This is a genomic window from Phocaeicola faecalis, from assembly GCF_021730445.1.
In the GTDB taxonomy this organism is placed as follows: domain Bacteria; phylum Bacteroidota; class Bacteroidia; order Bacteroidales; family Bacteroidaceae; genus Phocaeicola; species Phocaeicola faecalis.
Map to the genome: position 1 here is coordinate 115,622 of NZ_JADNRM010000010.1, position 20,255 is coordinate 135,876.

A 20,255-nucleotide genomic window follows, 5' to 3' on the forward strand; every position below is an offset into this window, starting at 1 on the left:
TTATATATAAAATTATATTTTATTGTCAGCTCTGTGCCTCTTCCAGTTCCATGGAAACACTCTCCCATTCCTCTACCACTGCATCCAAGTCCTTCTTCAACTGTTGGTGCTGCTCGTAAAGGCTCATGTCCGACGCTCCTTCAGGAGTTGCCATCTTAGCTTCTACTCCGGCTATCTGCGCTTCCAGTTTCTCTATTTTCTGCTCGCAGTCCGCCACTTGTTTCTCCAGTTTACGCAACTTCTTATTCAGTTCTTTCTGAGCTTCATAAGACAGTTTGTTTTCACTTACCGGTTCCGGCTCTTCGTTTTTCACTGCAGAAGCGGTAGGAGAAGAAGACAATTGCAGTTCATTCAAGTTCTCTATCTTCTTTTTCTGCAAGAAATCATAGATACCTCCGATATGTTCTTTCACCACACCGCCGCCAAATTCAAACACTTTCGTTACCAGCCCATCCAGAAACTCACGGTCATGTGACACCACCACTACCGTACCGTCAAACTCTTTAATCGCTTCCTTCAGTACGTCTTTCGAACGCATATCAAGATGGTTGGTAGGCTCATCCAAGATAAGAAAGTTAACCGGCTCAAGCAGCAGTTTAATCATAGCCAATCGGCTGCGCTCTCCTCCCGACAGCACTTTTACTTTCTTGTCCGATGCCTCGCCTCCAAACATAAAGGCTCCCAATATATCTCTGATTTTTAAACGGATATCCCCTTTAGCTACATAATCAATGGTGTCAAATACCGTCAGATTCTCATCCAACAATTGAGCCTGATTTTGAGCAAAATATCCGATTTGCACATTGTGTCCGATGGTCAGTTTGCCTTCGTATGGAATCTCGTCCATGATACATTTTACCAACGTAGACTTACCTTCACCGTTCTTTCCCACAAATGCCACCTTCTCACCGCGGTTAATAGTCAGGGTCACATCATGGAATACGACATGGCTGCCATACGCTTTCTTTACCCCTTCACAAATCACCGGATAATTGCCCGAACGCATGGCGGGAGGAAACTTCAGACGCAATGCCGAATTATCTTCATCGTCAATCTCAATAGGAACAATTTTTTCTAATTGTTTGATGCGACTTTGCACCTGTACGGCTTTAGTAGCTTTGTAGCGGAAACGTTCTATAAAATCTTCCGTATCCTGAATTTGCTTCTGCTGGTTTTCATAGGCACGGAGTTGCTGCTCCCGACGTTCTTTGCGCAACACGACAAAGTCATCATAAGCTACCTTATAATCATAGATTCGTCCGCAGGATATCTCAATGGTACGGTTGGTCACATTATTAATAAAGGCACGGTCATGGCTGACCAATACCACAGCTCCGGCACTTACCTTCAGGAAGTTCTCCAGCCATTGGATACTTTCAATATCCAAATGGTTAGTAGGCTCGTCCAGAAGCAATACATCCGGGCGGCGCAAAAGCAGTTTAGCCAGCTCGATGCGCATACGCCAACCACCGCTAAACTCGGAAGTGGGACGGTTAAAGTCTTCACGGCAAAACCCCAACCCCATTAATGTACGCTCTATTTCAGCCTTATAGTTAGTGCCTCCCATCATCAGGAAGCGTTCATTATCGTGAGTGAATTTCTCAATCAAATGATGATACCCCTCCGAATCATAATCTGTGCGGTCTGCCAATTCCTGATTCATCTTTTCAAGACTTTCCTGCATCTCGAAAATATGTTCAAATGCCATCTCAGCTTCTTCCATCACAGTATGCTTATCGCTAAGTATCATCACCTGAGGCAAATAACCGATACTTACCTCCTTTGGAACAGAAACCGTGCCCGAAGTAGGGGCTTGCATACCGGCCAAAATCTTCAACATGGTGGATTTGCCTGCACCGTTCTTTCCAACCAGCGCAATGCGGTCTCTTTTATTAATTACATAAGATACATCCTCAAACAAGGGTGTAACTCCAAATTCTACCTTTAAATTATCTACTGAAACCATTCGTTTTTTATCCTTTTGCAAAAGTGGCAACAAAGATACGGTTTTATATGCAAAGAAGATGAAAAAGAAGCAGATAAATAGCTTCTCGGCTTTAACAAACAGAACAATTCTCTTAAAACATGTTAGAAAACATACTTTTTTGCTTGTTTTATTTGCATATTTCGCTAAAGTCCGTACCTTTGCATTGTGTTTTTCATAGTATTAGATTTAAGGTTAACAAAGGTTGGAGCAAGGCGTTGCTCCTTTTTTTATTTTATACCCTCCTCCTTCCCCATCGCTATTCATCACTTAGAAGGCACAAGGCTGTAAACCGGGTCAGTTATTATTCTTGGTGATTTAATATATCAAGCAAATACCTGTCACCGGATGTTGGCTCCTCCGGTTTTTAAGCTCTGCATATCTTTTAAATTCCCTAAGTCGCTTCATTAGCCAGACTAAGCCTTTTCGTCCTTTCGATTATGCCTGTATATAGGTCAAATTACTACAGTCTCCGACAGTGGACTGTATAGTCCGTTACAGTAGACTGTACAGTCCGTTACGGTGGACTGTACAGTCCATTGCCGCAGTCTGTAATAATCTTCCGTTTAAAAGGGCTTGGCTGACCTTATGAAACGGCTTACTCTTCCCTTCGTTGGTGATACATCAGTTATAAGGAGATAAAACAATGATTTAAGTTCCCCCAAAAAACAATGTGCCCCTGTAAACTCCATCGCATGAAAGAATTTATAACATTCTCTGATTGTTTAGAGCTTCACTTGTTAACAAATCCGTCAGCATGATAAACCATGTTATAATGCACGCCGAGTTGACTCTAAAACTTGCATTTCCAATAAATGTCCGTATCTTTGCAATGTGTTTTTCATAGTATTAGATTTAAGGTTAACAAAAGATTGGCTGTCTGGGATAGATAGCCATTTTTTATGCCCATACGCGAACGGTATCCGAACCACTCCCCTTGGAATAAAGAAATAAAAAAAGCCTTGGAAAAACCAAGGCCTAAATAATAACTTTGTTACCCTAAAAAACATCTCTAACACCTAGAAAACTCACAAATGTTTAGCGTTCAACTTTTAGTACATAATCTAAATGTCTTAATGTGCGTGCAAAGATAAGTAATCATCCCTATCCGGACAAGAGATACAGATGTACAAACGCCGCTTCTATATACATACTGATTATCAAATAATTAAGCTCATTTCTCAGGCTTAAATTCAACTCAAATGATGTACAAAAACAATTTTCTTTCTTGAAACGGATGTTTTTAGAAGTTTTTGATAAACTCATCAAAGCTCATATTCTCAATACCGATTTTCTCTTTCAACCTCATCTTTTTACGTGAAATGCTTCCTTTGGCTATATGATAAATTTCAGAAAGCAGCGCAATAGGCAATTCCATTTTCACAAGACAACAAAACTGGAGCTCTTCGTCCGTCAGCAAAGGAGAATGTTCTTTCAGCCGAACCGTGAACTTATTAAAACAAGCATCCGTATTCCTGATGATAATATCCCACTCTTCCTGTTCCAAGTTCATGGCTCCCTGCGTGTTCTGGCTTTTCAATAAGATGGGAACAGTTATCGCATTCAGTCTTTTATAATATTCCACAGTCAGATTCAGTTTCTGAACTTCAGCCTTCTTCCTCTCATCTCGCTCTTTAAGCAATTGATATTCCATTTCTTTCTTCATCAACAAGGCCCGCATCGTTTTTTCTTCCTCCAGCTTAATGTCGTACTCCAGCCTCTTTTTCCGCTTTTGCTCTTTATAGTACAATACAACAAGGACAAGAAGAAGGAGAAAAGCCACACTGACCAGCCTATAGATAGTCAACTGTTTGCGCTCCAAGCCCAACTCGGCTGTTTCAGCATTCTCTTTTTGCTTCTTATACGCCTCTATACTATGCAAATAATAGATATAATTTTCTTTCTCCTTCAAATCAGATGAGTCATTATACAAAGCATATTCCTTCAAATATTTAAGTGCCTCTGCTTTATTTCCTTGCCGCTCTTCCAACAGTGACAAATCATAATAAGCCCTCATTTTTGTGAGATAGTCTTTGCTGTCCAAGGAGCTTTTCAGATAATATAAGGCCGAATCCTTCTGTGAGAGCTTAAACAATGCATCCGCCTTTAAATTATAATAGTCATACAATAACATACTATCCTCTTCGAGCTGTATGGCGCGGTTGATACTTTCAAGCGACTCTGGCAATTGATGGTTCTGAAGATAGTTACGACTTAAATCAGCATAAGCCGCAGAGAGGTAAGAGGTTTCCTCCGGCGGTAAAGTTTGAATGGCTTTCATAAGATGATTGATGCCACATTCATAATTGCCCATGGCATGATAGTACTTGGCCGTCTCTATATACGAACGCCCTATCCTGAATGAATCATTCATTAAAACAGCATATTCCATCGCTTCATCTTTGACTTCTTTTTCATCATTGCGCATCATCTTGAAGTGATATATCTTCCCCATCGAATAGTTCAGAAGGTATTTTGTGCTGTAGTCATCGTCTATCGCATAATTCTCTGCCTTTTGGTAACATTCCGAAGCCTCCAGAAAATATCCTTTTTCTGCCAATATCTTGCCTTTGTAAAGATAGGACTGCGACAACCTCAATGAATCATTCTTTTTCTTATAATATGTGATGGCTATATTTATCAAAGAGTCCGACCGTGACAATGAATCTTGTATATATTGCCCTTTGGCCAATAACAGACAATGTAAGGCAAGCTCTCCTCCGGTCAAGTCTTCAACCTCCATTTGCTCTAACTGTCCAATCGCCTCATCGGGCTCTTCGTCCAACAAAGACTCAATCCGGTACAGTTCTGCCAAATGCTTGTCTCTTGTCGAAAACATATATAATGCCAAAAGGAGTAACAATATTGGCAATATATACAATAGTGGCTTTTTCATTCTAGCAAAGTTGACGTTTCTCACATTTTATAATTTAAGGCTAACAGACGACAAGTTAAACAGAATATTCAATACCCGCAAATAATGTTGTATAAAAAAAGCGCAACCGATAAAAGTTGCGCTTTCTCCTAATGTATGTATCCGATTAATTACTCTTCAGTATAGCGTTCGATGGTTTGTTCACGGTCGGGCCCTACAGAAATAATCTTAATAGGAGTCTCCAACTGCTCTTCCAGGAAACTTATATAAGCATTAAATTCTTCGGGAAACTCATCTTCACTGGTCATTTTGGTCATATCAGTCTTCCATCCGGGCAATTCGGCATAAATCGGTTCCACCCCATCTGCTATGTCATAAGGGAAATAATCAATTTCTTCGCCATTTACCTTGTAAGCGACACAAGCCTTGATGGTATCAAAATCATCAAGTACATCACTCTTCATCATAATCAACTGGGTTACACCGTTCACCATGATAGAATACTTTAAGGCTACCAAATCAATCCATCCACAACGACGTTCACGACCTGTCACAGCACCATATTCATGCCCCAAGTCACGAATCTTCTTGCCTGTTTCGTCAAACAATTCAGTCGGGAAAGGACCGGAGCCAACACGTGTGCAATAAGCTTTCATGATACCGTAAACATTACCGATTTTATTCGGACCGATACCCAAACCGGTACAAGCACCTGCGCAAATGGTATTTGAAGAAGTCACAAAAGGGTAAGAACCGAAATCAACATCCAGCATTGTACCTTGAGCACCTTCACACAGAACCGTCTTACCGGCCTTCAGCAAATTATTGATTTCATGTTCACTGTCTACCAAATGGAATTGCTTCAAGTATTCGATTCCTTCCAACCATTGCTTTTCCAATTCCGTTATATCATATTCGTAGTTCAGGCTTTTCAAGATTTGTTCGTGACGAGCCTTTGCCTTAGCATATTTTTCCTCAAAATTATGGAGAATATCTCCCACACGCATACCGTTACGGCTTACTTTATCTGTATAAGTCGGGCCGATACCTTTACCGGTGGTACCCACTTTTGCATCCCCTTTAGCGGCTTCGTATGCGGCATCCAGGATACGATGAGTCGGTAAAATCAGATGCGCTTTCTTCGAAATGTGCAAACGCTCCTTCAATGGATGGCCGCTTGCTTCGAGAGCTTCTGCCTCTGCTTTGAACAATGACGGATCGAGCACCACACCATTACCGATTATATTTACCTTATCACCTTGAAAAATTCCCGAGGGAATAGAACGGAGTACATATTTTTGGCCTTCGAATTCCAAAGTGTGACCGGCATTAGGCCCTCCCTGAAAACGAGCTACCACATCATAACGGGGAGTCAATACATCGACAACCTTACCTTTGCCTTCATCACCCCATTGCAAACCTAACAAGACATCTACTTTCATGTTTCTTCGTTTTATTGTTACTTATTTTTTTTCTTTCTGCGTTTTGCCCAAGTACATTTGCTGCATATACCATATATATATAAGGAGTAATTGGAAGCCGTAAACTTTTTCAGCTTCGTATTGGCAATAGCCTGCTTCAGACTTTCATTCTGAAACTCTGTGACTTTGCCACATTCCGTACATATCATGTGATGATGGGTTTCATTATTGTACGCACGTTCGTACTGGGAAGAGTTACCAAACTGATGTTTTATGACCAGCTTTGCATCGATAAACAAAACAATAGTATTATAAAGAGTGGCACGGCTGACGCGGAACTTCCCATCAGTTGCCATATAATTATAAAGCGTATCGATATCAAAGTGACCTTTGATGGAATAGATAGTATCGAGTATAGCATACCTTTCGGGCGTCTTTCGATGCCCGTTCTTCTGCAGGTACTCAGTTAAAACCTGTTTTACAGTATCTTTCACATTTTCTTCCATCGCAGATTTCAGTTCCGCCGTCAAAGTTAAACCTTTTTGTGATAACATGAAAGTTTAATGCCAATATTCTGTCTCTAATTTTATTTCAGAGGCCAAAACTGCCACTCCGGGCTTGTCTGATTTAATGATAGGGGCAAGTAATCTGTTTATCTTCCTGCCATTCTCCCGGCTTTGGACAGCAAACTTGCGCAAAGCTGTTGCCGCTGCTTTTTGTGGCAGTGTCTCTTCACTCTGCAAGCTTGTTAGTGCCTGGTCAAGAAATTCGGCTTCCGCACGTTCGTTCAGTTGATTACCTTTCATCAATAGTCTTGCCATCAACATGAAACCGCATAACTGAAAATATTCGCGGTCGTCAGCCATCCATTCAAATGCTTTTTCCGAAGCATAAGGCAATTCTTGAAACAGCGTCATGCAAGTGAGTTCTGCAATCTCGGGATAACGCATATCTTCTACCCAAATATCTGCAATTTCGGGATAAAAGGTTTCTACCGGCTGCAACATACCGGCCAATATTTTGCATTCGCGTATGTTCTCTTTCCACAATGCCTGAGCCACATCATGGTTCTTTTCATAACGAGCAGCAATTTCTTTCAGACGCGGAAGTTCAATGCCGAAATTCAATTTATAATCCAGTCCTTTTTCACGCATACTTTGAGAAGCAACTCCATTCATAAACAAACGGAACTGTCCCTTGATATCCTTTATTGTTTCATGTACATCCATATTTTTCCTTTTTATTCGTTTAGACAAGGTAGATTTGAATACTCTCTGCTATATCGCAACATTTGCTCGGCGTAACCCTCTTGGTAAGAGACCTTCACATCGGTGATACGGCCTTCTTCATCGGTCACTGCCTCGTATACAGGATTGATAAATCCTTTGTATGGAGCCAAATGCAACTTCTCATAGCGCGACAGGACTTCGGCATGCAGTTGCGGGTCGACCTTTACGGCATATTTCTCTACCAGTTGGCGAGCTGCCTCATAATCTCCTTCGCTCTTGATGCGTTGAACCTCGGCTAACAGAGTGCCGAACAAATGACGCAGTTTCTTATAATCATTGATTTTCACATAAGTTTTCCCATCTTTCTTCACCAGTTCGACAACTTTTTCGGACGCCCCCTGCTCATAAGTCCACTTAGCTATCAGCTGGCGATTGCGCATGTGTGCCTCCTCTACCGAATGACCATACTCGATACGGACAAGCTGAGTCATCAATCCATTCATCATATATGTATAATATTCAGCCTTAAATGCATCTTCGTCCGGAGTCAGTCCAAGTTCTATCATCTTTTGGTCTGGCAAATAATAAAGACCGAACAAATCGGCACGTGCTTCCTCAATAGTGGAACCATAAGCTTTCAAGGCGTCTTGATCTACACCGGGCAACAATTGTCCTGAGCCATGTCCCAAGCATTCATGCAAATCGGTATGGAGGTCGCCCGTCAAATCCGCATACTTGTCTATCCATTCTTTTTCTTCCGCACCATATACAAACTCATCCATAAAACCGTTGCCATGAGCAGCTTTATTATAAGCATCTGTCAGATTGCCAATAGTGACGGATTTCGAACCATGAACACTACGAATCCAATTCGAGTTAGGCAGATTGATACCGATAGCCGTTGCCGGATATAAATCACCTCCCAGCATTGCCGCCGTTATGACTTTTGCAGACACGCCTTTCACTTTCTCCTTTTTAAAAGACGGATTTACCGGTGAGTTATCTTCAAACCATTGCGCATTGGCACTGATTGTTTCCGTACGTTTAGTAGCTTCCAAATCTTTAAAATTGACAATGGATTCCCAACTGGCTTTCATCCCCAACGGGTCACCATAGCTCTCTATAAACCCATTGACAAAATCAACACGAGAATCCAAATCCTTTACCCAAAGGATAGAATACTCATCAAAAGTACGTAAATCTCCATTCTTATAAAACCGAATCAGCTTATTGAGCACAGCCCTCTGTCCTTCATTTTCCGCCACTTCGATAGCCTTTTCCAGCCAATAAATTATTTTATCGATAGCCGGTCCATACAATCCGCCTGACTTCCATACTTTCTCTTGCACTTTTCCGTTTTCTTTTACCAAACGGCTATTCATTCCGAACATGACAGGCTGGTCGTCATTCGGGTTTTTCAAAACATTGTAAAACTCTTCCGCTTCCTGCTGGGTTACCCCTTCATAATAATTCGCAGCCGAAGTCAGCACCAGGTCTTCCCCATCAGCCTGATTTACACGTTTAGGCATAACCTGAGCATCAAAGATAACCGGAAAGATTCTATCACAAAGCATATCTACCGTCTCACCATCCGCCAAAGGCAGTTTAGCAGCATCGACATTTTTCAACGCCGTTCTGAAAAATTCGGGAGTAAACGCTGGGACAAACTTATCTGAGGCATAATGATGATGAATGCCATTTGAAAACCATACCCGTTTCAAGTAAATCTCCAGATTGACAAAATCCACATCCGCACGGTTTCCCTGATAATCTGTATATACCGCTTCAAGCATCCTGCGAATTACCAAATTATATTTTCCGTTCTGGTCAAACAAAATATCACGTCCTTCCAAAGCCGCCTGTGATAAATAATAAACCAATTCTTTTTGCTTCAATGACAGTTTTTCAAAACCATGCACCACATAACGAAGCAATTGCAAATCCGCAAACCGCTCTACTGTGTAATCAAACGCCTTCTCTTCTTTTATTTCTTTCTCCATACTACTTGCAACTTGCTAACATAATCTTTTCTTACCAATTCCACAAACAAGTGTTTTTCAATGACGCCATATCAGTTTCAGGTTGAAACAAAAAAAGGAAAACAATAGTTTTCCTTTTTCTAAATCATATTGATGCTAATATTTTATTTTTCCATATTTCTCTTACGGAAGCCGTTAGGAGTTTCTCCTACATTCTTATAAAATGCTGCATAGAATGACTGGCGGTTAGCAAAACCTACCATTGAACTAATTTCTTCTACATTTTTGTCTGCATAACGTTTATCAATCAATAGATGCTTGGCATCTTTGATACGATACTCATTCAAAAGACAAGAATAATTCTTACCGAAACGAGAATTTACAACAGCAGACAAATAACGAGTGTTTGTCTTCAACTCTCTCGCTAAATCTTTAGCAGAATAATTAGGATCCTTATACTTCTTCTGAACCACAATGATATTCAAAATTTTATCATACAGTTCGTCAGCAAGTTCTGCTCTGATCAATGATCTATAAGCAGCCTTTTTGTCTTTTTTCTCTCGCAGGTTATAAGGTCTTTTCTTAGGAGCCTCTTCCTGAACTTCTACTTGTTTTTCTGCGTCGCTCATCACTTAGTTTTTTTGTTTGGTTAGTTAATAAGATTATAATGATTAAATTTTGCACAAAAATGGGGATTCTTTTTGGCTTATGCAAATTTTTTTGCTAAATTCTACTCTTAATTAATCACAACACGATATTCGAATTTCTTCAAGAAACTTTATTAATGCTTGGGATATCAAACAAAAAACTATTAAATGAAGCAATATCATCTTGAATTAGTTATCTATAAAAAGTCATCTTCCAAATTAATTCCCCATGTAGAGAATACCACATCTTAAAGATTTTACTACCTTTGCTTTCCATTACCTTTTAAAATAATAAACAGAATATGCTCCATATCCTCAAAACATACTTCGGATACGATACGTTCCGTCCTTTGCAACAAGACATTATCCAAAACATACTGGATAAAAAAGACACATTGGTTCTTATGCCCACCGGAGGTGGAAAATCAATTTGCTATCAACTTCCCGCCCTTATGATGGAAGGAACGACCATTGTCGTATCTCCGCTTATTTCATTGATGAAAGACCAAGTGGAAAGTTTGAGGGCTAACGGAATTGCGGCTCGTGCAATAAACAGCACAAATGATGAAACGGAGAATTTCAACCTACGCCGGGAGTGCATGCAAGGGAGAATCAAATTACTTTATATTTCGCCCGAACGGTTATTAATGGAGATGAACTTCTTGTTAAGAGATATCCACATTTCATTGGTTGCCATAGATGAAGCTCACTGTATCTCGCAATGGGGCCATGATTTCCGGCCCGAATACACTCAACTTAAGACCATCAGAGAACAATTTCCTAACGTTCCAATCGTAGCTTTAACTGCCACAGCCGATAAAATAACCCGTCAAGATATCATCAAACAATTATCTTTACGTAATCCTAAAGTATTCATTTCATCCTTCGACCGCCCCAATCTGAGTCTGGAAGTAAAAAGAGGATACCAGCAAAAAGACAAGACACGCACCATACTCGAGTTTATAGCACGTCATAAAAATGAATGTGGAATTATTTATTGCATGAGCCGAAGCAAGACCGAGAGTGTGGCGGAAATGCTGAGAAAACATGGAATACGTGTAGCTGTTTATCACGCCGGACTGAGTGCGGCTGCACGCGATGAAGCCCAAAATGACTTTATCAATGACCGCGTACAGGTTGTATGTGCCACCATCGCTTTTGGCATGGGCATAGATAAATCAAATGTCCGCTGGGTCATCCATTACAATCTGCCTAAAAGCATTGAAAGCTTTTATCAAGAGATTGGCCGTGCAGGACGAGATGGAATGGAAAGCGATACATTGCTTTTTTATTCTTTAAGTGATTTGATTCTGCTGTCAAAATTTGCCACAGAAAGTAACCAGCAAGAAATAAATCTGGAAAAACTCCACCGTATGCAACAATATGCAGAAGCGGATATTTGCCGACGACGTATTCTTCTCAACTATTTCGGAGAAACAATGGATCATGATTGTGGTAATTGTGACGTATGCCGCAATCCTCCGGAAAGGTTTGACGGCACTATTATCGTCCAAAAAGCATTAAGCGCTATTGCACGCACCAATCAACAAATCGGTACACACATGCTGGTAGATATCCTAAAAGGAGCTGCCGGACAGGAACTGATAGAAAAAGGATACGACAAGCTCAAGACTTATGCTGCCGGGCGAGACATCCCTGCCCGTGACTGGCAGGACTATTTGCTGCAAATGCTTAACTTGGGCTATTTTGAAATTGCATATAATGAGAACAACCACCTGAAAATAACAGAAAGCGGACAGAAAGTCTTATTCGGAAAAGAACCGGCAATGCTGGTCGTTATAAAACGTGAAGAATTCACTCCGAAAGAACATCGCAGGAAAAAGACTCAAGAACCAAAAGCCCTCTTCTCTATTCCAACAACCTTCGGTGAAGAAAACAAGGACCTGTTTGAAGAACTTCGTTCATTAAGAAAGAGATTGGCTGACCAACAAGCCATTCCCGCTTATATTGTACTCTCTGACAAAACCTTACATTTAATTGCGACACAGCAACCCACCAGTATTGAGGCTTTTGGAGAAATCAGCGGTATCGGAGAATACAAAAAAGATAAATACGGAAAAGAGTTTGTCGAACTGATAAAAAAGAAACTAGGAAAATAAAGAATAAAAGGCCAAGTATTATTTACTGGCCTTCAACTTATCTTGCAGTTCAGGACGGGGAACGCCCAGTTCTATTGCCTTCTCAAAAGCAACATAAGCTTCCCTTTTTTTCTTCTGGCTCAGATATATTTCACCACACATGACATATATCTCCGCATCTTTGGGAGACAACTTGGCTGCCGATTCCAAATCCAGTAATGCCAAGTCGGGAGTGTTCATTTCTATCTCCAGATTGGCACGTGCTTTCAATAAAGAAACATCATTAGGGTAATCCGTTATCATACGGTTAAACTCTTCCAATGCCTCTCGGAACTTTAACTCTTTCTGATTCAGCAGAGCCATTCCCAAACGTCCCATCTTATTTTCAGGTTCTTCCTGCAACAAAGTATTATAATCTATCCGAGCTTCCTTATAGTCCCGGCGCTGCATATAAATGTAAGCGCGATACAGCAAAGCCTCCTGATTTTTCCTATCGATATCTATCACATTGCAGTAATCGATATAAGCTTTTTCATAGAGGTTTTTCTCTAAATATAAAGCAGCCCGATTCAATAAGATAGTAACAGAATAAGGAGCTAAATTAAGTCCCAAAGTATAGGATTCTATCGCTTTATCGATTTTCCCTAATCGATGTTGTACCGTCCCCAGATTTGAAAACAGCATAGAATTGCGCATATTTGCCGGTTCCAGCTTTAATGCTTCTTCAAACAGTCTTTCCGAAAGTTCCAAGCTGTCCCGCTCCGCCGCATCTACCGCACGGGCAGCCAATTGATCATACGTCTGTGCATGCATATAAATGCAGATGCAACAGAAAAGAAAATAACACAGTATTCGTTTCATCTATAATAATTTTTCCAATAGATTTCGATGCAAAAGTACGGCAATCTGAGAGATGATTCCTTTAGTTAAATAAAAAAAAGTATAAGGTTCGTTTTTTTATTCACCGTCACCTTATACTTTTATATATTGTCTCACCTGTTTTCATGCCGGTAAAACTTTCGTTTCAACAGCATAACTAACTTACTCCATCAGCAAAAGCGGATTACACCTGCTTGATATAGTCCACAATCCAAGCACCAACTTCTTTTGTTCCGTATTTAGCACCACCTTCTACCTGAATTTCGGGTGTCCGCACATTTGCATCCAAGGAAGCATCCACTGCCCGACGAATCAATGCACCTTCTTCCTTGCAATTGAAGTACTCAAACAACATTGCCACTGATAAAATCTGAGCCAATGGATTAGCAATATTCAGACCTTTAGCCTGAGGCCATGAACCATGAATCGGCTCGAAAACAGGAGTGCTCTCGCCTGTTGAAGCAGAGGGAAGCAAGCCCATTGAGCCACTTATAACCGAGCCCTCGTCTGTAAGAATATCACCGAAAGTATTTTCTGTCACCATCACATCAAAGAAACATGGCTCCTGAATCATTTTCATTGCCGCATTATCTACAAACATATAGTCCGTAGTCACTTCCGGGTATTGAGGAGCCATTTCTTGGGCAATCTGTCTCCATAAACGAGAAGAAGCCAATACATTTGCCTTGTCAACTACAGTCAGATGCTTGCGGCGCTTCATGGCATATTCGAATCCGACTTTCAGAATACGCTCTATCTCGGGACGAGTATACATATTAGTGTCATAAGCCTTATCATTGTCCTGATATTTCTCTCCGAAATACATTCCACCAGTCAATTCACGGATGCAAATAAAATCTGCATTTTCTACCAACTCTGCACGCAGCGGTGATTTATGGACCAAACATTTAAAGGTTTGTACCGGACGAATGTTGGCAAACAGCCCCAATTTCTTACGCATGGCCAATAGTCCTTGCTCCGGACGAACTTTTGCCGTCGGGTTATTATCGAATTTAGGGTCACCTACAGCCGAGAACAATACGGCATCCGCATTCTTACAGACTTCGTAAGTCGCTTGGGGAAACGGGTCACCCACCTTGTCTATCGCATCTGCACCACAGATAGCATATTCATAACTTACCTTGTGTCCGAACTTCTCACAAACGGCATTCATCACATCAACGCCTTGTACTGATATTTCCGGTCCGATACCGTCACCGGCTAATACTGCAATTTTAAAATCCATCTTTTCTTTTATTTGTTTTCTTTATTTCTTATCTGTCTTTCCTCGGGTAATGTTTTAACCGATGTTTTCATATTCATTCTCTATAATATTCAGCATTTTCAGGGTAGCTTTAATTGCAGCTTCCGTCTGGTCTGCATCCAACCCGCGAGTGCGGAATACTTTATCTTCAAAGCTCCAGGTTATCACCGTCTGTACAAAAGCATCGGTACGTCCACCGGGGGGAATACTTACCGCATAATTGGTCAGCATCGGAAACTTACGCCCCAATGTCACTTTATATATCTTACGCAATGCACGTACAAACGCATCATATTGGCCATCGCCATTGGAATTCTCCTCAAATTCCTTCCCATTGATTTCCATCCGTACAGTAGCCATCGGCCTCAAACCATGAGCAAGCGTCACTATGTAACTCTTCAGCTTCACCCTTTCACTTACCACGCCATGTTTCAATACATCGGAAACAATATAGGGCAAGTCTTCCTGAGTGACCAACTCTTTCTTATCACCCAACTCAATGATACGCTCCGTCACTTTACGCATCGATTCTTCATCCAATTCAAGCCCGAGGTCTTCCAGATTTTTACGAATATTCGCCTTACCGCTTGTTTTACCCAATGCATATTCACGTTTGCGCCCAAATCGTTCCGGCAACAAGTCATTGCAATAAAGATTGTTCTTGTTATCGCCATCGGCATGAACTCCTGCTACCTGAGTAAAGACATTTTCACCCACAATCGGCTTGTTGGCGGGAATTACGATTCCCGAATAGGACTCGACCACACGGCTCACATCATTCAAACGACTTTCGTCGATATTTGTCACCGCACTAAAATGGTCTTTCAGAATAGCCTGCACACTGGCAAGCGGTGCATTGCCGGCCCGTTCGCCCAATCCGTTAATGGTAGTATGAAGCCCTTTTACCCCGCTGAGCACGGCAGCCAACACATTACTCACGGCAAGGTCGTAATCATTGTGTGCATGAAAATCGAAATGCATATCTGGATAATGCTTCTTCATTTTCCGCATATACTCGATAACCTGCAAAGGATTTAAAATCCCCAAAGTATCAGGCAACATATAACGTTTTATGCTGGTGGATTTCAGGCCGTCCATCAACTGGAATACATATTCGGGAGAATCCTTCATACCGTTGCTCCAATCTTCCAAATATACATTGACGGCAATATCCAACTCATCGGCATAATGCACCACATTAATTATATCTTCGATATGCTCTTCCGGCGTCTTCTTCAGTTGGTGGGTACAATGTTTCAACGAGCCTTTGCAAAGCAAGTTTATTACCCGGCAACCGGTACTTTGTATCCAATCCACCGAAGTGTGTCCATCTACGAAGCCGAGCACTTCTACCTTGTGGAGCAGGTTGCGCCGTGCAGCCCAGTCGCATATCATTTTTACAGCTTCAAACTCACCATCCGATACACGGGCCGAGGCAACCTCCACCCTGTCTACCTTTAAATCCTCCAACAGCAAACGGGCAATCATCAATTTTTCATGGGGCACGAATGACACTCCGCTGGTCTGTTCACCGTCACGAAGTGTCGTGTCCATGATTTCTATCTTGACGCGTTCTCCCATGCTTCTATTTTATCTTTATTGGTCAGCAAAAAGTCGATGTCATCCAAACCATTCATCAGGCAATGCTTTTTATAGCCGTTAATCTCGAAAGATTCACTCTTGCCTGTCGCCTTATTAGTTATTGTCTGTTCGGGCAAGTTTACTTCTACTTTTGTTTTCGGGTTTGCGTAAATCGAGTCAAACAGTTCTTTCAGAAACTCTTCACTTACCACCACCGGTAAAACAAAGTTGTTCAGTTCATTATTCTTATGAATATCAGCGAAGAAACTCGAAACGACCACACGAAAACCATATCCGGCAATCGCCCATGCAGCATGTTCACGGCTGGAGCCCGAACCAAAGTTTTTTCCGGCCACAAGGATTTCTCCTCCATAAGTGGGATTATTCAGTACGAAATCCTCATTTAAAGAACCATCAGGGTTGTAACGCCAGTCACGGAATAAATTATCACCAAAGAATTTTTCTTCGCGTGTAGTTGCCTTTAAAAAACGGGCAGGGATGATTTGGTCTGTATCCACATTTTCCAAAGGAAGAGGGACACAAGTACTTGTTATTATATTGAATTTCTGTTTCATATTGACTCATTTTTTAGACTTGTATTCTTTATACCAATTAAAAACACCGTATATAACCGAAACTGTCAGAAGTATATAAATTGCTAATTCTCGAGCCACATTCCCCTCTGGAAAAAAGAGAGCAACAACGCATAATAGCAAACCAATGCCATAACATATTCTTATAATCATGCCTAGAGTTTTCATCTTTTTGCAACAATCAATTTTTTTTTCTGACAAAAGGGTTTATTTACATTAACTCTCTCGGATCGGTAATAACCCCAGTTATTGCTGCTGCAGCGGCGACCAACGGACTGGCAAGCAGAGTGCGTGCACCCGGTCCCTGACGTCCCTCAAAGTTACGATTACTGGTTGATACCGAATATTTGCCGGCAGGAATCTTGTCATCATTCATAGCCAGACAAGCAGAACAACCCGGCTGACGAATAGCAAACCCGGCTTCTTCCAACACTTTATCCAATCCTTCCTCGCGAATCTGCGCATCCACCATCCACGAGCCCGGAACCAGCCAGGCAATGACGTTTTCTGCTTTCTTCTTTCCTTTTACTATAGAAGCAAAAGCACGGAAATCCTCGATACGGCCATTGGTACAAGCGCCCAAGAATACATAATCAATTTTCTTACCCAATAATGATTCGCCGGGTTGAAAGCCCATATAGTCCAATGATTTTTTATAAGAAGCGCTATGATTATCAGCAGGAATATGCTCGGTTATTCCCATTCCCATACCCGGATTGGTACCGTAAGTAATCATAGGTTGGATATCGGCAGCATCAAACCTTACTTCCTTATCAAATGTAGCATCTTCATCACTTTTCAAAGTCTTCCAATAGGCCATAGCTTTATCCCACTCCTCACCTTGAGGGGCATATTCTCTACCTTTAATATATTCAAAAGTTACTTCATCAGGAGCAACCATACCTCCACGAGCTCCCATCTCAATACTCAAATTACATAAGGTCAAGCGTCCTTCCATCGTCAGATTACGAACTGCAGAACCGGCATACTCCACAAAATATCCGGTAGCACCACTGGTTGTCATCTTCGACATCATATAGAGGGCAATATCTTTGGCAGTCACTCCTTTACCCAGTTCTCCATCAACAGTTATGCGCATCGTTTTAGGACGAGACTGAAGAATGCATTGCGAAGCTAAAACCATTTCTACCTCGCTCGTACCTATCCCGAAAGCAACAGCTCCCATTGCTCCGTGAGTAGAAGTATGTGAGTCACCACAAACAATAGTCATACCCGGCAAAGTCAATCCCCTCTCAGGACCTACGACATGAATAATACCGTTTCTCTTATCCATCATCCCGAAATGTGCCAAACCAAAATCGGCAGCATTCTTAGCCAATGTATCTACTTGCGTCTTAGAAACAGGGTCTTCAATTGGTTTATCCTGATCATGAGTGGGAGTGTTATGATCCGGCATACAATAAATATGGTCAGGGCGAAATACTTTTACTCCACGTGCACGCAAACCTGAAAAAGCCTGCGGACTAGTTACCTCATGACAATAAAGTCTGTCAATATAAAGCTGAGTGGGCCCATCCTCTACTTTCTGCACTACATGGGCATCCCAAATCTTATCAAATAATGTGTTAGCCATTTTTGTATTTACGTATTATTATCTTTTAAACTTATTGATACAATCGATATATGCTTCTACTGATGCAGCAATGATATCTGTATTCGCTCCGAAGCCGTAATACATCTGTCCGTCATATTCCACCTGCATGTGCACTTTACCCATATCATCACTACCTTTACTGATAGCCTGAATAGTGAATTCTTTCAACACCATGTGGCGGTCAATAATCTTTTTCAATGCAGTGATAGCAGCATCTACAGGCCCATTACCACTGGCAGCAGCTTCAAAATGCTCGCCTGCTATATTCAGCCCAAGACTGGCCACGGAACGAACACCAACACCGCTCGTTACTTGCAGATAATCTAATTTGATATGATCATTAACACTTCTGTCAGCTCCTGCCAGCACAAGAATATCATCATCAGTGATGTCTTTCTTTTTATCGGCAAGTTTCAAGAAATCTTCATATACCTTATCCAATTTGTCCTGTTCCAATTCCACACCCAGAACATGAAGACGATGTTTCAATGCCGCGCGTCCACTACGAGCAGTCAGCACAATAGCATTATCATCAATACCCACATCTTTGGGGTCGATGATTTCATAGGTCTGTACATTCTTCAACACCCCATCCTGATGGATGCCCGACGAATGTGCAAAAGCATTACGACCTACAATCGCTTTGTTTGGCTGAACCGGCATATTCATAAGACTAGATACCATACGGCTCGTCGGATAAATTTTCTGAGTATTGATATTAGTTTGAATATGAATGTCATTATGACATTTGATAATCATCGCCACTTCTTCCAAAGAAGTATTGCCGGCACGTTCACCAATACCATTGATAGTCACTTCTACCTGACGCGCTCCGTTCAATACCCCATTAATAGTATTGGCTGTAGCCATACCTAAATCATTATGACAATGAGTGGAAATGATTGCTTTATCAATACCGTCCACATGATCTACCAGATATTTAATTTTCGCACCATATTCTTCGGGCAAACAATATCCCGTAGTATCAGGTATATTCACTACCGTAGCACCGGCCTTAATCACCGCTTCAACTACACGCGCCAAATACTCATTATCAGTTCGTCCTGCATCTTCTGCATAGAACTCCACATCATCTACAAAACGACGAGCATATTTCACGGCTGCTACCGCACGTTCTATAATTTCTTCACGAGTAGAATTAAACTTATATTTAATATGTGAATCAGAAGTGCCAATCCCAGTATGGATACGTTTATGTTTAGCGAATCTCAATGCATCTGCAGCCACATCAATGTCTTTCTCTACCGCACGAGTCAAAGCACAGATGGTTGGCCAAGTCACAGCTTTAGATATTTCAATGACAGAGTTAAAATCTCCCGGACTTGAAATTGGGAATCCTGCTTCTATAACATCTACTCCCAAGGCTTCGAGTTGTTTAGCCACCTGAATCTTTTCTACTGTATTTAACTGACATCCCGGAACCTGCTCACCATCACGAAGAGTGGTGTCGAAAATAAATAATCTATCGCTCATAGCTTTCAATTTTATATTTTTATTTTAATTATACTCATTAAAAAAGCCTTTCGCACAAGGAAGTGAGAAAGGCTTTCGTATATCATTATTATACATACATTTATGCACGACACTCACTTCCCGCTGACTTTGCCAGTAGAATAATAATGCCGCATAGCAAAATATGTATAAACATTTGGTTCATATAATCTATCTCTTATTGTTTAAATCGATGCAAAGGTAGGGATTATTTTTTAATCGCAAAATAAAATGATAGTTTTTTCATTATACAAGCTACGATTTTTTATTTAACCCTTGTAAAGAGTAACAATTTATCGGATGTAATAGAATAGAGTATCGAATATCATACAGATGAGCAGAATGTAATTTTCCCCCATTCCAAGCTATATGAGCAGTATAAATACAAAAAAAGCCTCCGAATCATTTGACTGACTCGGAGGCTTTCATTAAAACGGCAGCTACCTACTCTCCCACTGTTACGCAGTACCATCGGCGTGGTGAGGCTTAACTTCTCTGTTCGGAATGGGAAGAGGTGGAACCCTCACGCTATAGCCACCTGAAGAAGGTTGACATATTGTAAGCTTGTATTAGTAAT

At 41.1% G+C, this 20,255-nt stretch carries 14 protein-coding genes and 1 rRNA gene; 1 reads left to right on the forward strand and 14 read right to left on the reverse strand.

The genetic code is table 11. The features are described from left to right. Positions 1–25: 25 nt before the first annotated feature. The 7 genes from IR173_RS11285 to IR173_RS11315 all read right to left on the reverse strand — a co-directional run bounded on the left by IR173_RS11285 (position 26) and on the right by IR173_RS11315 (position 10,117). Positions 26–1,966 carry an ABC-F family ATP-binding cassette domain-containing protein gene (locus IR173_RS11285; RefSeq protein ID WP_237039700.1) on the reverse strand — a complete coding sequence of 647 codons (1,941 nt, stop codon included), beginning with the start codon at positions 1,964–1,966 and terminating at the stop codon, positions 26–28. Positions 1,967–3,227: 1,261 nt separating this feature from the next. Continuing rightward, positions 3,228–4,823, reverse strand: a complete 1,596-nt coding sequence (locus tag IR173_RS11290; RefSeq protein WP_237039701.1) for a tetratricopeptide repeat protein — start codon at positions 4,821–4,823, stop codon at positions 3,228–3,230. Between the two features lie 206 nt (positions 4,824–5,029). Continuing rightward, on the reverse strand, positions 5,030–6,301 hold the full coding sequence (locus tag IR173_RS11295) for an adenylosuccinate synthase (protein ID WP_237039702.1): 1,272 nt from the start codon (positions 6,299–6,301) through the stop codon (positions 5,030–5,032). A 17-nt stretch (positions 6,302–6,318) separates the two neighbouring features. Beyond that, positions 6,319–6,810: a Fur family transcriptional regulator gene (locus tag IR173_RS11300; protein ID WP_237039718.1), complete on the reverse strand. Its 492-nt coding sequence runs from the start codon at positions 6,808–6,810 to the stop codon at positions 6,319–6,321. A gap of 30 nt (positions 6,811–6,840) precedes the next feature. After that, positions 6,841–7,509: a DNA alkylation repair protein gene (locus IR173_RS11305; RefSeq protein WP_237039703.1), complete on the reverse strand. Its 669-nt coding sequence runs from the start codon at positions 7,507–7,509 to the stop codon at positions 6,841–6,843. A gap of 11 nt (positions 7,510–7,520) precedes the next feature. Further along, the gene (locus IR173_RS11310; RefSeq protein ID WP_237039704.1) at positions 7,521–9,509 is read right to left on the reverse strand and encodes a dipeptidyl peptidase 3; all 1,989 of its coding nucleotides are present in this window, start codon (positions 9,507–9,509) and stop codon (positions 7,521–7,523) included. Positions 9,510–9,652: 143 nt separating this feature from the next. Next, the gene (locus IR173_RS11315) at positions 9,653–10,117 is read right to left on the reverse strand and encodes a helix-turn-helix domain-containing protein (RefSeq protein ID WP_237039705.1); all 465 of its coding nucleotides are present in this window, start codon (positions 10,115–10,117) and stop codon (positions 9,653–9,655) included. Between the two features lie 320 nt (positions 10,118–10,437). Here IR173_RS11315 and recQ point away from each other — a divergent pair, with 320 nt between their 5' ends. After that, positions 10,438–12,255 (forward strand): DNA helicase RecQ, encoded by a 1,818-nt coding sequence (gene recQ, locus IR173_RS11320; protein ID WP_237039706.1) that lies wholly within the window; start codon positions 10,438–10,440, stop codon positions 12,253–12,255. An 18-nt stretch (positions 12,256–12,273) separates the two neighbouring features. On the opposite strand, the gene IR173_RS11325 is transcribed toward recQ, so the two are convergent. The 7 genes from IR173_RS11325 to rrf form a co-directional block, all read right to left on the reverse strand. Then, complete coding sequence (locus IR173_RS11325; RefSeq protein ID WP_237039707.1) at positions 12,274–13,095, reverse strand: tetratricopeptide repeat protein; 822 nt, start codon at positions 13,093–13,095, stop codon at positions 12,274–12,276. Positions 13,096–13,297: 202 nt separating this feature from the next. Further along, on the reverse strand, positions 13,298–14,359 hold the full coding sequence (leuB, locus tag IR173_RS11330) for a 3-isopropylmalate dehydrogenase (RefSeq protein ID WP_237039708.1): 1,062 nt from the start codon (positions 14,357–14,359) through the stop codon (positions 13,298–13,300). A gap of 54 nt (positions 14,360–14,413) precedes the next feature. Next, complete coding sequence (locus IR173_RS11335; RefSeq protein ID WP_237039709.1) at positions 14,414–15,958, reverse strand: alpha-isopropylmalate synthase regulatory domain-containing protein; 1,545 nt, start codon at positions 15,956–15,958, stop codon at positions 14,414–14,416. Then, on the reverse strand, positions 15,937–16,533 hold the full coding sequence (gene leuD, locus IR173_RS11340) for a 3-isopropylmalate dehydratase small subunit (RefSeq protein ID WP_237039710.1): 597 nt from the start codon (positions 16,531–16,533) through the stop codon (positions 15,937–15,939). The genes IR173_RS11335 and leuD overlap by 22 nt, the downstream gene beginning before the upstream one ends. Before the next feature lie 229 nt (positions 16,534–16,762). After that, positions 16,763–18,145: a 3-isopropylmalate dehydratase large subunit gene (gene leuC, locus IR173_RS11345; RefSeq protein WP_237039711.1), complete on the reverse strand. Its 1,383-nt coding sequence runs from the start codon at positions 18,143–18,145 to the stop codon at positions 16,763–16,765. Between the two features lie 18 nt (positions 18,146–18,163). Then, on the reverse strand, positions 18,164–19,660 hold the full coding sequence (locus IR173_RS11350) for a 2-isopropylmalate synthase (protein WP_237039712.1): 1,497 nt from the start codon (positions 19,658–19,660) through the stop codon (positions 18,164–18,166). Positions 19,661–20,109: 449 nt separating this feature from the next. Next, a 5S ribosomal RNA gene (rrf, locus tag IR173_RS11355) occupies positions 20,110–20,220 on the reverse strand. Between the last annotated feature and the right edge of the window lie 35 nt (positions 20,221–20,255).

What these genes read in the sequence shown, in the direction of transcription:
- IR173_RS11285 (WP_237039700.1), bottom strand. Translation starts at nt 1,966, where the DNA reads ATGGTTTCAGTAGATAATTTAAAGGTAGAATTTGGAGTTACACCCTTG.
- IR173_RS11325 (WP_237039707.1), bottom strand. Translation starts at nt 13,095, where the DNA reads ATGAAACGAATACTGTGTTATTTTCTTTTCTGTTGCATCTGCATTTAT.
- recQ (WP_237039706.1), top strand. Translation starts at nt 10,438, where the DNA reads ATGCTCCATATCCTCAAAACATACTTCGGATACGATACGTTCCGTCCT.
- IR173_RS11305 (WP_237039703.1), bottom strand. Translation starts at nt 7,509, where the DNA reads ATGGATGTACATGAAACAATAAAGGATATCAAGGGACAGTTCCGTTTG.
- leuD (WP_237039710.1), bottom strand. Translation starts at nt 16,533, where the DNA reads ATGAAACAGAAATTCAATATAATAACAAGTACTTGTGTCCCTCTTCCT.
- IR173_RS11290 (WP_237039701.1), bottom strand. Translation starts at nt 4,823, where the DNA reads ATGTTTTCGACAAGAGACAAGCATTTGGCAGAACTGTACCGGATTGAG.
- leuC (WP_237039711.1), bottom strand. Translation starts at nt 18,145, where the DNA reads ATGGCTAACACATTATTTGATAAGATTTGGGATGCCCATGTAGTGCAG.
- IR173_RS11350 (WP_237039712.1), bottom strand. Translation starts at nt 19,660, where the DNA reads ATGAGCGATAGATTATTTATTTTCGACACCACTCTTCGTGATGGTGAG.
- IR173_RS11335 (WP_237039709.1), bottom strand. Translation starts at nt 15,958, where the DNA reads ATGGGAGAACGCGTCAAGATAGAAATCATGGACACGACACTTCGTGAC.
- IR173_RS11315 (WP_237039705.1), bottom strand. Translation starts at nt 10,117, where the DNA reads ATGAGCGACGCAGAAAAACAAGTAGAAGTTCAGGAAGAGGCTCCTAAG.
- leuB (WP_237039708.1), bottom strand. Translation starts at nt 14,359, where the DNA reads ATGGATTTTAAAATTGCAGTATTAGCCGGTGACGGTATCGGACCGGAA.
- IR173_RS11310 (WP_237039704.1), bottom strand. Translation starts at nt 9,509, where the DNA reads ATGGAGAAAGAAATAAAAGAAGAGAAGGCGTTTGATTACACAGTAGAG.
- IR173_RS11295 (WP_237039702.1), bottom strand. Translation starts at nt 6,301, where the DNA reads ATGAAAGTAGATGTCTTGTTAGGTTTGCAATGGGGTGATGAAGGCAAA.